This is a genomic window from uncultured Mycobacterium sp., from assembly GCF_964249325.1.
Classification (GTDB): Bacteria; Actinomycetota; Actinomycetes; order Mycobacteriales; family Mycobacteriaceae; genus Mycobacterium.
Map to the genome: position 1 here is coordinate 1 of NZ_CAXUCH010000026.1, position 14,143 is coordinate 14,143.

The window sequence follows — 14,143 nt, forward strand, 5'->3', positions numbered from 1 at the left end:
AGGCGCCGGGGACGGTGAGGCCGGCTCCGGCGTTGATCTGTTGTAGGTGCCAGCTGGTGCCGTCGTAGCAGACGTCTTGGATTCCGCCGCCGGCGTCGAGGTAGGCGAAGTGGTGCTGGTTGTGATAGCTCGAGACGAATAGTCCGCCGACGGCGGGTGCGGTGGCTTTCACGGGTTGACCGTTGTCGCCCCGGGTGTGGTGGGCGGCGATGAAGGTGTCCGGGGATGCGGTGGCGCCCTTGGCGTCTGCGTCGTTGATCTGGCGCAGATGCCAGCTGCTGCCATCCCAGCAGGCGTCTTGCAGATTGCCGTTGCGATCGCGGTAGGTGAAATGCTGCCGATCGTCATGGACCGAAACAAAGAGGCTTCCCGCGGCAGGGACCGGTCCCGTAGTCGGTATGACGTACTCCCCGCTGATCGCAGGGCCGCCAGCAGAGAGCTGCTGCAGGTTCCAGAGGCCCCCGTCCCACCAGGCATCCTGCAGTTCGGCACAGGCGTCGCGGTAGGTGAAATGCTGCTGGTTGCCGTAGACCGAAACAAACAAGCTGCCGCCGACCGCAAAGGGGACGAGCGCCGCGGCGATGCCGCTCCCTACGTCCCCACGGAGCTGCTGCTCGGCCGACCATGAGCCGTCGGGGTCGCGCCAGCGCGAGCACGCCCCGCCCGGGCCTCGATAGAACAGCTGCAAGACATCGGAGGAGGGGACCACGACGGTCGCGATGCCGCCATTCTCGGTCACCTGCCCACCGATACGCTGCTCCGCCGACCATGAGCCGTCGGGGTTGCGCCAACGCGACCACACGGCGTGGTCGCTGCCGACGTAGAAGAGCCGCAGGACGTCGGTACCCGGAACCCTGGCGGCCGCGATGTCACTGATTGCATCCCCGCCGAGGTTCTGCTCTTTCGACCATCGGACGGTCGGGTCGCCCCAGATGGTGCTCACAGTGTTGTCGCTCGCCCGATAGAACAGCTGGACCAGCTGGGTGTCCGGTACCACGCTGGCTGTTATCTCACCGGAAACCGTTCCGCCGAGGTGCTGCTCTTCCGACCAGGACCCGTTCGGGTAGCGCCAGCGCGACGACACGCCGCCGTCGCTCCCACGATAGAACAGCTGCAAAACCTTGGTGCCCGGAATCGCCAGGGCGGCAATCTGTTTGCTGCTCACCCGCCCGCCGAGGTTCTGCTCTGCCGACCACGATCCGATAGGGCTGCGGCGGCGGGTGTTGACACCACCATCGGGCCCTGAATAGAAGAGCTGCAGAACCTCAGTGCCCGGAATCACGCTCGCTGTTATCGCACTTTCAGCGGCTCCACCGAGGCGCTCCTCTTCCGACCAGAACCCGTCACCGTTGCGCGAGCGCGAATACACACTGTTGTCCATCCCGAAATAGAACAAGTGCAGAACCCCCGTGCCCGGGGCCGTGATGGCGGCGATCGGAGCGATCGGGGCTTCACCGAGGTGCTGCTCTGCCGACCACGACCCGTTCGGGTTGCGCCAGCGGGTGTTGACGCCACCGGCCCCGACATAGAACAGCTGGACCATCTCGGCCGTCATCGCTCGACAACCCTTCCGCCCTCGTCGTTCGTGCTGCGTGCGAATGATTGTGAGCGATCGGCGCGCGAGCCATTCCAGAGTTAGCCGGATTGAATTGAAATTCGCAGCCCGTCGGATGACCACATGTGGTACGCAAACCTTGGTTAGGCACGAACTGGAAGGTGTGAGGTGGGCAGTCCCTTTTCCCGCCTGGCCGGCCTCGTTGAGGGCGGCTCGATCAAAATCATCGAGCTGCAAGCGGTACCGCGATCCATGTCGACCGCGCTGGGAAGGTGTCTGAACGAATCCGCCAGCACCAGCGTGTTCATCGACGAGCCGTTCAACATGCGCATCGGCGACGTGAATATCGCTGCCGGGCACATCCTCGGTGCGGTCGAATCAGTTCTGTCCTCGGCGCACGAACCGGTGATTGTGATTTCGAAAAGCATGGCGCCATATCTCTCGACGTCTGCATTTAGAGCCTGGACCGACGTCTGCAGCGCTGTGGTTTGGTGCATCCGGCATCCACGAGCGCAGATATCGTCTCTCGTGACGAGGCTCGCCAACGACATATTGTGCGGTGTTGGGTCCGATCGGCTCAAGCAAAGCGATCTGCTACCACCTCCTCTGTCGAGATCGCCGGCATGGCCAGGTGCATTGGAGATAGTGACCGAATTCCTGCAGAACAGTCGGTGGTCGACAAACTTCTCGGCGACAGGCTGGCGCGCGATCGGTGGGCACTTCACCGACTACGCCGGCCGCCGCCCCAGCTTTGTGGCCGATGGATCGCTGTTCAGCCGTGTTCCCGATCGATTCCTGCGGTATCTGTGCAGCGGTTTGGGCATCCAATTTTGTGAGCGCATGATCGACGGTTGGCGAGAGCCGTTTTTCAATGCCAACAGGCTCGACAACCACCCGAATCTCGCTGATTCAGCCAACGCCTGGGTCAAACACGCCGCGATCAGTCGCGGTATCGAGGCGACCGATCGCGATCCGTTGGAAGTGTGCATTCTGCCCACTGCTCTTCGGGACCATGTATTGGAGGTGGCTTTGCCCACTTACGAGATGTTGATGCGTGCCTTTTATTCGCAACCGATCGTCTACGGCGTCGACCCCCAACAGTTCCGATGACCACACGGCCGGTGCGCTACGACTGGTCGGGGATAGTCGATTGGTGAGCGCGGCAGGCGATCTCGCTCCGGTGTGGCGGGCCAACCTGTCCCAGATTGGCACCTTCGATCCCTTTGCAGCGGATGTATTCCTCGACGTGCCAGACCAATTCGCCCGCCGCGGCAAAGGTCGGCACTCCGAGTAAGCACGGTTACTGGACCGACGCGATATGCTCGTCGTCGGTGTGTAGTGGACGAACTTCCTTACGCGACCCTTTCACATGCGGATCTCCGAGGACCAAGTGCGGCATGTTGTCGCCGCGGTGCCCAACCTGACCGACACCCAAACAACGCACGCAGCTGTCGCAGTGGGCGATGTTGTCCGCGGGGCTGGTCGCCGGCAACGACGTGCGGAACATGACTCCGCAAACCCGTGACATCTTGACCAACCGCGACGTGATCGCGTCGACCAGGATCCCGTAATGTGTGCGAGAGACTTAAACCCGGGTCATCGCATAGTAGGCGCCGCGCCGGGCCATCAGCTCGGCGTGGCTGCCCTGCTCGACGATTCGCCCTGCTTGCATCACCAGAATTACGTCAGCATCGCGGATGGTCGAAAGCCGATGCGCGATAATGAAACTCGTCCGGTCGCGGCGCAATTCGCGCATAGCATGCTGAATCAGCACCTCAGTGCGGCTGTCCACCGAGCTGGTGGCTTCGTCGAGGATCAGCAGTTGCGGGCGAGCGAGAAACGCGCGCGCAATGGTGATCAACTGCTTCTCGCCGGCGCTGATGCTGCCGCCGTCGTCGCTGACCCAGGTGTCATAGCCGTCGGGCAGGGTGTGCACGAACCGGTCAACGTAGGCGCTCTTCGCCGCTGCGACGATCTCGTCACCAGTGGCTCCCGGGCGGCCGTAAGCGATGTTGTCCGCGATAGTTCCGCCGAATAGCCAGGTGTCCTGCAACACCATCCCGATACGGGATCGCAGCCCGCGCCGGCTCACCGTCGCGATGTCCACTCCGTCGATCAGGATTCGTCCGGAGTCGACCTCATAGAACCGCATCAGCAGATTCACCAGTGTCGTCTTGCCTGCGCCCGTCGGTCCCACGATCGCCACCGTGCTGCCCGGTTCGACCACCAGCGACAAATCCTCCATAACGGGGACGCCGGGGCGGTAGCCGAAGCTCACGTGGCAGAACTCGACTCGCCCACTTCTGCTCTCGCCATTGGGCGATGGCAGCGCAATCGGCGGGTCAGGGGTCTGCTCCGGTGCGTCCAGAAGGTCGAAAACCCGTTCAGCGCTCGCCATCCCGGACTGAAGCGTGTTGTACATCGCCGACACCTCGGTGAGCGGTTGGTTGAACTGGCGAACGTACTGCAGGAAGGCCTGGAAGCTGCCCAAGGTGATCTGGCCGGTGGCCACCTGAAGCCCGCCGACCACCGCGACGGCCACATAGCTTAGGTTGCTGACGAACATCGTGGCCGGCGGCACCAGACCGGAGAGGAACTGGGCGCCGAAGCTCGCGCGGTATACATCGGCGTTGAAGTCGCGGAACTGCTGCTCCGCCCGCGTCCGGTGCCCGAATGTCTTGACTAGCGAGAAGCCGCTGTAGATCTCCTCGATATGGGCGTTGAGCCGACCGGCATCGGCCCACTGTGCGGCGAATAGTCGCTGCGAGCGTCGTGCGATGGTTCGGGTCACCAACAACGACAGCGGCACGGTCAACACCGTGATCACCGCCAACAGTGGCGACATGGTGAGCATCATCGCCAGAACCGCCACCACGGTCAGCACCGCGGTGAGCAGCTGGCTGATCGTCATCGACAGCGACGTCTGAACGTTGTCGATGTCATTGCTCACTCGGCTGAGCAGTTCGCCGCGCTGGCGGGAATCGAAGTACGCCAAGGGCATCCGATGCACCTTGTCCTCGACGTCGGAACGGAGCGCCATCATGGTGCGCTGCACCGTGATGTTCATCAGCATGGCCTGTGCCCAAAGCAGGAGGGCGCCAAGCACGTATAGGCCCAGCGCTAGCAGCAGTGTCCGGCCGAGCGCTGCGAAATCCACGCCGACGCCCGGCCTGACGTTCGTGCCGGACAGCAGCTCAGCGAACATGGTGTCGCCGCGGGCACGGGCGGCGGCGATCGCCTGCTCCTTGGTGATCCCGGCCGGCAGGTGCCGCCCGATCACCCCGTTGAACACCAGATCGGTGGCATGCCCGAGTATTCGGGGGCCGATCACCGAAAGTGCAACACCGGTGGCAGCGAGGGTGATCACCGCCGCGGTCAGCCACCGCTGGGGAGTGAGCCGTTTGATCAGCCGGGTGGCCGTGCGGCGGAAGTCCCGTGACCGCTCCGTGGGGGCCTGCACCTCGGGAGCCATCGGCTGCAGCGCGCGCGTCACCGCGATCTCCCGGCGGGGGCCACGGCCTGCGAGTCGACGAACTCGGCGTAGGTCGAGCAGCTGACGAGCAGCGATTCATGGGTACCCGAACCCACGACGTGGCCGTCTTCGACGACTATCACCTGGTCGGCTTCGGCGGTCGTCGAGATGCGTTGCGAGACAATCAGGACCGTCGCCTCGGCGGACACCTCACGCAAGGCGGCGCGCACCCGCGCTTCGGTGTGCACGTCCAGCGCCGAAAACGCATCGTCGAACAGGTACACCTTGGGTCGCCGGATCACAGCGCGCGCGATCGCCAGACGCTGCCGCTGTCCGCCCGAGAAGTTGATCCCGCCCTGCGAAACCGGCATGTCGAGGCGATCGTGATGTGCGCTGACGAACCCGTCGGCCGACGCCACGCGCAGCGCCTCCCACATCTCGGCGTCTGTGACTACCTGCTTTGGTGCCCCGCCGTATCGCAGGTTTTCGGCAATGGTGCCCGAAAACAGATACCCGTGCTGCGGAACCAGTCCGATCGCCGACCACAGCTGCTCGAGGTCATAATCACGCACGTCGACGCCGTCGATGCTCACCGAGCCGTCGGTGACGTCGCAGAGCCGGCAGATCAAAGACACCAACGTCGACTTCCCCGAGCCCGTCGAGCCGACGATGGCGGTTGTGGTGCCGGGCCGCGCAGTCAGCGAAACGCCTTGCAGAACAGCGCGATCCGCGCCCGGATAGCGAAACGTCGCCCCTTGGAGGCGGACCATGCCGCTGACGGCCCGCGGGCGCACCGGGCTTCGCGGACTGGCGATCGCGGCGTCGGTTGACAGCACCTCACCAATCCGCTCGGCACAAACCGACGCCCGCGGCAGCATCATCAGGATGAACGTCGCCCGAAGCACCGCGCTCAGTATCTGCAAGAAGTAGGACAGGAACGCGATCAGCGACCCCACCTGCATCCGGCCCGCGTCGATTCGCAGCCCGCCGAACCAGATAACCGCGACGCCGGACAGGTTGATCACAAACGTGGTGACCGGCAGCATCAACGCCTGCCAGAGTCCGGCCGTGAACGCGGTCTGCGACAGCGCACGGTTGGTTTTCGCGAAGCGCCGACGCTCGAACGGCTCCCGCGTGAACGCACGGATTACCCTGATGCCCGACAGCTGTTCGCGCATCACCCGGTTGATGCCGTCGATCAGCAGCTGCATGCGCCGGGAGAGCGGCAAGAGGTGCGACACGATCCAGTAGTTGGCCAGCGCCAGCGCCGGGACGCTGACCAGCAGCAGCCACGACAGCCCGGCGTCCTGGCGTAGCGCCATGAAGATCCCGCCGATGCAGATAATCGGTGCGGTGATCAGCACCGTTAAGGCCATTTGCACCAGCGCCTGGATTTGCTGGACGTCGTTGGTGGTGCGGGTCAACAACGACGGCGCACCGAAGCGCGCGATATCCGGCGCCGAAAGACCGGTCACATGGTGAAAGATCGCCGAGCGCACGTCGTGGCCGAAGCCCATTCCGGTGCGCGACCCGAAATACACCGCACCGACCGAGCACAGCACCTGCATCCCGCAGACCGCCAGCATCACCGCGCCGAGATACACGATCATCGACGTGTCGCCCTTGGCCACCCCGTCGTCGATGATCGCCGCGTCGATCGCCGGCATGTACAGCCACGCCAGACCGCTGATCAACTGCAGCGCAACGACGACGGCGATCAGCCGTCGGTACGGCCGCACGTACTGCCGCAGCAGCCTGGCCAGCATCTGCATACTTTCCCACCTTCCCGACGGCTGTGCGGCCGGATCGTGGCGAGTCAGACCATGTCGGCGTCGACGTCGATAGTCGCGCCAGGCCGGTGTTCCTGCCGTGCTTGTCCGCAATGTGTCTGATCGCCCGCCTATCGACTGTTCTCGAATGCGAACAGACAGCCCATGTGGCACTCGAGGCTGCGACGGCGGCGGCCATGACGCTGGCGGGCTTTCCGCCCCAGCCTGGCCCATGCATCGACCGCCACCACCCACACGGCGTCGGCCGGTTCCGCTACCCCGACAACGGTCGGCCCGCGCTGTTCCACATACGCACCGGCGGGGTCGCTGGCCGGCAACGCCGCGGCGAACATTAGATCGGCGAGGACAAACCACGATCACCCGATCGGCAACCGGTGTCCGGACAGTTCGCCGCCGACGGGTCGGCCACCCGGACCGTCGCGATCACCGTGGCGCAGTCAGTGCTCGCTCAAGACCACCCAGTCAGTCCCACTATCGCGTTCGGCGACAACACTCGAACGTCGGCCATTCTCGTCAGGGTCGGCCAGCCGGCCGGACCCGTAGTGAGTACAACGTTGGCGCGGTGGATGAAAGCAATCTCGGCGGCGATTGACGCAACCGGCGGCAGCTGCTCGCGAGGTTGTTTGGTTTACAGCGCCATCGCGGGGCCGCCGGCGAGTGCGTCCCCATGAACCACGCGCGCAGGGTCGGGTCGATGGGCCACCAGCACCACCTTGCCGTCACCGGACGATCGGGTGTAGCTCTCGCCGTCCAGATAGTCGGCCAGCAGCTGCACGTCGGTGAGCCCGGCCATCCGGGCCCAATTCGCGATGCGGAAAGGGTCGGTGTGGAAGAAGTTCCGAACGTCCAGTACGTGCCGTCCCGACGAGGCGTCGACACCCGACAAAGCGTAGAGATCGCTGTCTTCCTGGCCGCGCCGCGGCAACCACGACGACCATGCGTGGTCATTGTCCGGCAGGATATCCGGCAGTCGTGTGCGGTCGCGCAGCTCGGCGATCAAGGCCCCGCCGGGCCGGAGGTGATCTTTGGCCAGGCGCAGCACACGCACTATGTCTTGCGGTTCTTCGATGTAGTGGAGGGCACCGTTCATGCACACCAACGCATCGAATTGCTCGTCGAGCCGCAACCGGCGGATGTCGCTCTGCAGGAATCGGCCTTCCGGCACCTTGCGCCGGGCCACCGCGAGCAGTGCCTCGCTACTGTCGACACCGGTGACCCGCACATCGCGATCAGCCAGCAACCGCGCCAACGATCCAGTACCCGCGCACAGATCCAGCACCGAAGGACGGTCGATTCCGGCAAGCTGATCGAGCACGAAAGCGGCTTGCCGTTTGGTCGCCTCGTCACGTTCGTAAATACCGTCGTAGATATCGGCATCGGTGAGATGGGCATCGCCATTGGACGGCTGCGGTGCCGACACCGGAAGGGTGGAACGCAACAGCTCGTCGCTGCCGGCCTCGCGGGCCATGTTGCGGCCCATCCACGAGAACATGTCCGACATCGACAGCAACATGTCGCGCACGCCGTCCTGGAACGTCATCACATCGACATCTGACTTCACGTAGAGGCTGGCGACCTGCAAGAGCTGATCGGTGTGTTCCGGATCCAGGACGCAGTGAATCGGGAAGTACTCGATGGTGTGGTCATCGATGCCCGGGAAGATCTTGCGCAGCCCTTCAATGTATTTGGTGAACACCCCCGGCAGCACGCATTCGATCGCCACGAACCGGCCCAGCGACCAAATGATCGGTTCGTTATCTTGGATCTCGAACCGCTTGAACCGCAACTCCGGCACCCGGAATGCGCCGTCGTCTTCGTGCACGTCGACCCGTGAACAGCCGATCCCCCGCATGAACCGCATAAAGAGGGCCACGTGAGCGCCGTCGGGGTTGAGTTCCCCGTGCTCGGAGTAGACGTTGTTCAGCAGCAGAATGCGAGCGCGATAGTCGTCGACTCGCGCGGTGACTTTCAAGAAGGCCTGGTTGAAGCGGTTGCTTCCGGGAAGCATTTTTATTGCCCACCAGCGGATCGCCTCCTGGTCGAAACCGCCCTCCGAGAAGCGTTTCAAGAATGGATGTTTTTCCAGCGGCCATTCGGCAATGGCGTCCTCCAACGCCTGCATGAGCTGACCCTTAACATCCACGGCTGACGTGGTCATGGGTGCCTCCAACTGTTTGTAGTTGCTAAAGTGCTGGGTCGCGCTATCGCGGCTTGCCGGGATGCTACGTCCGGTAAGGATCTGCGATGTTGTAAACGGCAAAACATAGGTAGTGGAAACCGATTAAGTCGATTGCTTAGGTAGTTGCCGCGTTAGCCCCTCGCGCACCAAACATATCGCTGGGCGCAAGCGATTTTTTCATGTGGGTTAATAACTGGCCCTAAATGGTGTGTTGCACGCTCGCGGAATAACGAAGCGTGCGACTGGATCAAGATCGGAATGTTCGAAAGAGAGGAAATCTGTGGCCACCCACGCGAAGGCCTGCGCGCGCCTGCACCCTGCACCTAGAAACGCGAATAGTGCTGACTGTCAACAGTTACGGCTGGCTGGCGACTGCGGTCAGCTCACCGGCTTTCGACATCGTCGGCAGAATCGGTTCTCCGACTGGTGGCAGCCTCACATGACCCGCAGCAGTTGCCCACCTTGCTGCATTGCGTGTTCAGGGTGTCACCGTCGCCCCACTGCCTGCTTTCACCGGGCGTCGGTCGGGGCGGAACCGCCGGCAGGCGTGGGCTGCCCGGGAGGCGCGGGAGGTGGTTGCGGGAGCGGACGGCTCGCCATTGCCGCCGGTCTGCCGAGGAGGCTGACCGGGCATCCACCCCTGCACCAAGCTCCACCCGGCCTCTCTGTTGTCGGACCTGGCGGCTGGCGCGCCCGTCAGCGCGACGGGCGGCTAAAGCCGCGATGCAAAATCGCAAAGACTATTTATCGCCAACCGCAAGCGGGTGGGGTTCGCTAAACCTGGGCCATGGCGTAGTACGCGCCGCGCCTGGCCAGCAGCTCGGCATGGTTACCGTGTTCGACGATTCGGCCGGCTTGCATCACCAGGATGTGGTCGGCGTCCCGAATGGTGGAAAGGCGATGGGCGACAATGAAGCTCGTCCGTCCGCGACGAAGCTCGCGCATCGCATGCTGGACGAGCAATTCGGTGCGGGTGTCGACCGAACTGGTGGCCTCGTCGAGGATCAATAGTTGAGGACGGGCCAACAAAGCCCGGGCGATGGTGATCAGCTGCTTTTCGCCCGCGCTGATGTTGCCGCCGTCGTGGCCGATCCGCGTTCGGTATTCGTCCGGCAGCGTGTGGACGAAGTTGTCGACGTGGGCTACCCGCGCCGCCTCGACGATCTCTTCCTCAGTGGCCCCGGGCCGCCCGTAGGCGATGTTTTCCGCGATTGTCCCGTCGAACAGCCAGGTGTCCTGGAGCACCATGCCGATGCGCGATCGCAGCGAATGGCGGCTGACGTTGGCAATGTCGACGCCGTCGATCAAGATCCGGCCGGAGTCGACCTCGTAAAACCGCATCAGCAGGTTCACCAATGTGGTTTTGCCGGCTCCCGTCGGTCCGACAATTGCCACCGCGCTGCCGGGTTCGACCACCAGCGACATGTCGTCGATCACCGGGGTGCCTGGCCGGTAAGCGAAGTTCACGTGGTCGAACTCGACGCGTCCGACCGGCCGCTGGCCGTTGACGGGCAGCGGTTCCACGTGTTCGTCGGGGGACTCCTCGGGTTCGTCGAGCAGCTCGAAAACCCGCTCGGCGCTAGCGATGCCGGACTGCATCACGTTATACATTGCCGCCAACTGGGAGAGCGGCCAGTTGAACTGGCGCACGTACTGGATGAACGCCTGGATGCTGCCCACTGTGATCTGGCCCGTCGCCACCTGCAGGCCACCGACCACCGCCACCGCGACATAACCGAGGTTGCCGATGAACATCGTGGCCGGCGACAGCAGACCGGAGACAAACTGAGCACCGAAACTGGCTTCGTACACGTCGTCGTTGAGCGCACGAAACTGCGCTTGAGCCTGCTCGCGATGGCCAAACGTCTTGACCACGGTGAAGCCGCTGTAGGTTTCCTCGATGTGTGCGTTGAGCCGCCCTGTGCGGGCCCATTGAGCGACGAACAGTCGCTGCGAGCGGAGCGCGACGGCCCGTGTGACCAACAGCGACAGCGGCACGGTCAGCAACGTGATCGCCGTCAGCAGCGGCGAGATGCTCAGCATCATCACCAGGACCGTGGTTACCGTCAGAATTGCGGTCAGCAGCTGGGTGATTGTCATCGAGATCGAGGTTTGGACGTTGTCGATGTCGTTGGTGACGCGGCTGAGCAGTTCACCGCGTTGCCGTCCGTCAAAGTAGGCCAACGGCAGTCGGTGCACCTTGTCTTCCACATCGGAGCGCAGCGCCATCATTGTCCGCTGGACGGTGACGTTGAGCAGCCTTGCCTGCAACCAAATCATCAGCGCTGCAGCCAGATAGAGAGCAAGCGCTAACCCGAGCGTGTAGGCAACCGCACCGAAGTCCACGCCGTGGCCCGGTACCACATTCATTCCCGACAGCAGGTCGGCGAAGGCGCCCTCGCCGCGCGCCCGGGCGGCTGCGACGGCCTGTTCCCTGGTCATCCCGGCCGGGAGTTTTCGCCCGATCACACCGTTGAACAGCAGGTCGGTGGCGTGGCCGAGAATCCGCGGGACGACGACTCCGATTGCCGTGCCGCCGATTCCCAGCGCGATCACCGCAGCGGCCAGCCAGCGTTGCGGTGCGAGCCGTCTTATCAGCCGTATTGCGGAGCGCGTGAAGTCGCGCGACCGTTGCGTGGGTGCTTGCACCACGCCGCGCATGGGCGGCGTGGTCACCGTTGGCCTCCGACGCGCGAGCCCAACGCCTGAGAATCGGCGAACTCGCGATAGGTTGGGCAGCTCTCTAGCAGCGATTCGTGTGTACCGGCACCGACTAGGCGGCCATCGTCGATGACGATCACCTGGTCAGACTGGGCAGCAGCCGAAATCCGCTGGGTGACAATGATGACTGTCGCGTCTGCGCTGATCGCACGCAACGACGCACGCACTTTGGCGTCGGTGTGTACGTCCAGGGCCGAAAACGCGTCGTCGAAGAGGTAGATCGCCGGACGCCGGATCACTGCCCGCGCGATCGCCAGCCGTTGCCGCTGGCCGCCGGAAAAGTTGATGCCGCCCTGGGCAACACGCATGGCCAGGCCGTCGTCGTGCGCCTGCACGAACTCGTCGGCGGCCGCTACCCGCAGCGCCGCCCACATCTCGGCTTCGGTGACTGTTTTTCCTGGAGGCGCGCCGTATCGCAGGTTGTCTGCGACCGTGCCCGAGAACAGGTAGCCGCGTTGCGGCACGAGCCCGATTGCCGACCACAGCCGCTCGGTCTCGTAAGCGCGCACGTCCACTCCGTCGACCAGCACAGCGCCCTCGGTGACGTCGTAGAGCCGGCAGATCAGCGACACCAGCGTGGATTTCCCCGACCCCGTCCCACCGACCAGCGCGGTGGTAGTGCCAGGGATTGCGGTCAGCGAAACACGCTGCAGCACAGCGCGGTCCGCTCCGGGGTAGCGAAATGACACATCGTGCAGCTGCACGCCACGTGCGCCGCGCCGTGGGCGCACCGGGTGGTCGGGGTCGGCCACCGCGGGGCGGGTGCTCAACACTTCGGTGATCCGTTCGGCGCAGACGGCCGCGCGAGGAAGCATCATCACCGCCATCGTCGCCATCAGGACGGCCATCAGAATCTGCGTGAAATAGACCAAGAAGGCGATCAGCGAGCCAACTTGCATCCGGCCGGCGTCAATACGCAGCCCACCGAACCAAATCACCGCGACGCTGGACACATTGATGGTCAGCGTGGTCACCGGCAGCATCAGCGCTTGCCAATTGCCCGCCGCCAAAGCGGTATTGGATAACCCGCGGTTGGCCTGCGCGAACCTTTCGCGCTCGAACTGTTCGCGTGCGAACGCCCGGACTACCCGGACACCGGATAGCTGATCGCGCATCACTCGGTTGATGCCATCGATCAGCCGTTGAACACTGCGGAAGATCGGCAGCATGCGCGACACGATCCAGTAATTCGTCACGCCGAGTACAGGGACGCTGACCACAAGCAACCAGGACAGGCCCGCGTCCTGGTGGATCGCCATGATGATTCCGCCGATGCACATGATCGGCGCGGTGATCAGCATGGTGGAGGCCACCTGCACCAGGAATTGGATTTGCCGCACGTCGTTGGTGGTGCGCGTCAGCAGTGTCGGCGCGCCGAACCGGGCCGTCTCGTGCTCGGAGAACGTGATGACATGACGGAACATTGCGGAGCGGAGATCCCGGCCCAAGCCCATCCCGGTGCGGGAGCCGAAGTAGACCGCTCCCACCGCGCAGAGCACCTGCAGCGTGGTGACCGCCAGCATCACCCCGCCAAGCCGCACGATGGTGGCGGTGTCGCCCCTGGCCACCCCGTCGTCGATGATGCTGGCGTTGACCGTAGGCAGGTATAGCGAAGCCAGAGTGCTGACCGTTTGCAGCGTCATCACCGCTGCGACCAGCCAGCGGTACGGCCGGACGTACTGGCGCAGCAATGCCAGGAGCATCTGGTAACTGTCGCACACCGCAAGCCGTCGAGTCCTGACCACGCCGGACGGCGCCGGCACCGAAATCGGGCCGGTCAGCCGCGTTAAAGACCTGCTCAGCGCGTGTGCCGTGGTTGCCCTAAGGTGCTGCCGCTACAGTGCATCGTGTGACCAGCAGAAGGTACGCGTAGCCGTGCAGCGCAACGTGGTGGCGCGCGCCCTGGTGGTGGCGACCTTGATCCCGGCGATGGCCGCGTGCTCGCATTCCGGCTCTAAGCAGCCCCAGCCCACCGAGTCGTCGTCGTCATCGTCCGCGGAGGGACATCACGGGCCGTTCTTCCCGCAATGCGGCGGTATCAGCGACCAGACGGTGTCAGAGCTGACCAAGATCCCCGGACTGGTCAACACCGCCCAGAACTCGGTCGGCTGCCAGTGGCTGGCAGGCGGCGGCATCCTTGGCCCGCACTTCTCGTTCTCCTGGTATCGCGGCAGCCCGATCGGGCGGGAGCGCAAGACCGAGGAGCTGTCGCGGTCCAGCGTCGAGGACATCAACATCAACGGCCACGGTGGCTTCATCGCCATCGGTTCCGAGCCGACATTGGGCGATTCGCTGTGCGAGGTCGGCATCCAGTTCCAAGACGACTTCATCGAATGGTCGGTGAGCTTCAACCAGAAACCGTTCCCCGATCCATGCGACATTGCCAAAGAACTCGCTCGTCAATCGATTGCGAACTCGAAATGAGT

The 14,143-nt window shown here is 64.0% G+C and carries 10 protein-coding genes and 1 pseudogene; 5 read left to right on the plus strand and 6 right to left on the minus strand.

Going from position 1 to position 14,143, the window contains the following annotated elements:
- Positions 1-1,555, minus strand: a 1,555-nt coding sequence (locus ACFE99_RS05725) for a hypothetical protein (RefSeq protein ID WP_375483256.1), incomplete at its 3' end; no start/stop codon positions are given.
- A gap of 168 nt (positions 1,556-1,723) precedes the next feature.
- Between ACFE99_RS05725 and ACFE99_RS05730 the strand changes: the two genes are divergently transcribed.
- From ACFE99_RS05730 to ACFE99_RS05740, 3 genes are all read left to right on the plus strand, one after another.
- The gene (locus tag ACFE99_RS05730) at positions 1,724-2,665 is read left to right on the plus strand and encodes a hypothetical protein (RefSeq protein WP_375483258.1); all 942 of its coding nucleotides are present in this window, start codon (positions 1,724-1,726) and stop codon (positions 2,663-2,665) included.
- A 43-nt stretch (positions 2,666-2,708) separates the two neighbouring features.
- Complete coding sequence (locus ACFE99_RS05735) at positions 2,709-2,849, plus strand: hypothetical protein (RefSeq protein WP_375483260.1); 141 nt, start codon at positions 2,709-2,711, stop codon at positions 2,847-2,849.
- A 169-nt stretch (positions 2,850-3,018) separates the two neighbouring features.
- On the plus strand, positions 3,019-3,126 hold the full coding sequence (locus ACFE99_RS05740; protein WP_375483262.1) for a hypothetical protein: 108 nt from the start codon (positions 3,019-3,021) through the stop codon (positions 3,124-3,126).
- 14 nt (positions 3,127-3,140) lie between these two features.
- Here the strand turns inward: ACFE99_RS05740 and ACFE99_RS05745 are convergent, their stop codons facing one another.
- Both ACFE99_RS05745 and ACFE99_RS05750 read right to left on the minus strand, forming a co-directional pair.
- On the minus strand, positions 3,141-5,027 hold the full coding sequence (locus ACFE99_RS05745) for an ABC transporter ATP-binding protein (protein ID WP_375483293.1): 1,887 nt from the start codon (positions 5,025-5,027) through the stop codon (positions 3,141-3,143).
- A gap of 17 nt (positions 5,028-5,044) precedes the next feature.
- A complete protein-coding gene (locus ACFE99_RS05750) occupies positions 5,045-6,793 on the minus strand; it encodes an ABC transporter ATP-binding protein (protein ID WP_375483295.1) in 1,749 nt (582 codons plus the stop codon).
- Positions 6,794-7,053: 260 nt separating this feature from the next.
- Between ACFE99_RS05750 and ACFE99_RS05755 the strand changes: the two are divergent.
- Positions 7,054-7,190: pseudogene (locus ACFE99_RS05755) on the plus strand (hypothetical protein); the annotation flags it as partial.
- Between the two features lie 255 nt (positions 7,191-7,445).
- Here ACFE99_RS05755 and ACFE99_RS05760 read toward each other — a convergent pair.
- The 3 genes from ACFE99_RS05760 to ACFE99_RS05770 all read right to left on the minus strand — a co-directional run bounded on the left by ACFE99_RS05760 (position 7,446) and on the right by ACFE99_RS05770 (position 13,420).
- The gene (locus tag ACFE99_RS05760) at positions 7,446-8,975 is read right to left on the minus strand and encodes a methyltransferase domain-containing protein (protein ID WP_375483264.1); all 1,530 of its coding nucleotides are present in this window, start codon (positions 8,973-8,975) and stop codon (positions 7,446-7,448) included.
- A gap of 795 nt (positions 8,976-9,770) precedes the next feature.
- The gene (locus ACFE99_RS05765; protein WP_375483298.1) at positions 9,771-11,657 is read right to left on the minus strand and encodes an ABC transporter ATP-binding protein; all 1,887 of its coding nucleotides are present in this window, start codon (positions 11,655-11,657) and stop codon (positions 9,771-9,773) included.
- 11 nt (positions 11,658-11,668) lie between these two features.
- On the minus strand, positions 11,669-13,420 hold the full coding sequence (locus tag ACFE99_RS05770; protein WP_375483266.1) for an ABC transporter ATP-binding protein: 1,752 nt from the start codon (positions 13,418-13,420) through the stop codon (positions 11,669-11,671).
- 226 nt (positions 13,421-13,646) lie between these two features.
- Here ACFE99_RS05770 and ACFE99_RS05775 point away from each other — a divergent pair, with 226 nt between their 5' ends.
- Positions 13,647-14,141, plus strand: coding sequence for a DUF3558 domain-containing protein (locus ACFE99_RS05775; protein WP_375483300.1), 495 nt, complete (start codon positions 13,647-13,649; stop codon positions 14,139-14,141).
- The last annotated feature ends 2 nt before the right edge of the window (positions 14,142-14,143 follow it).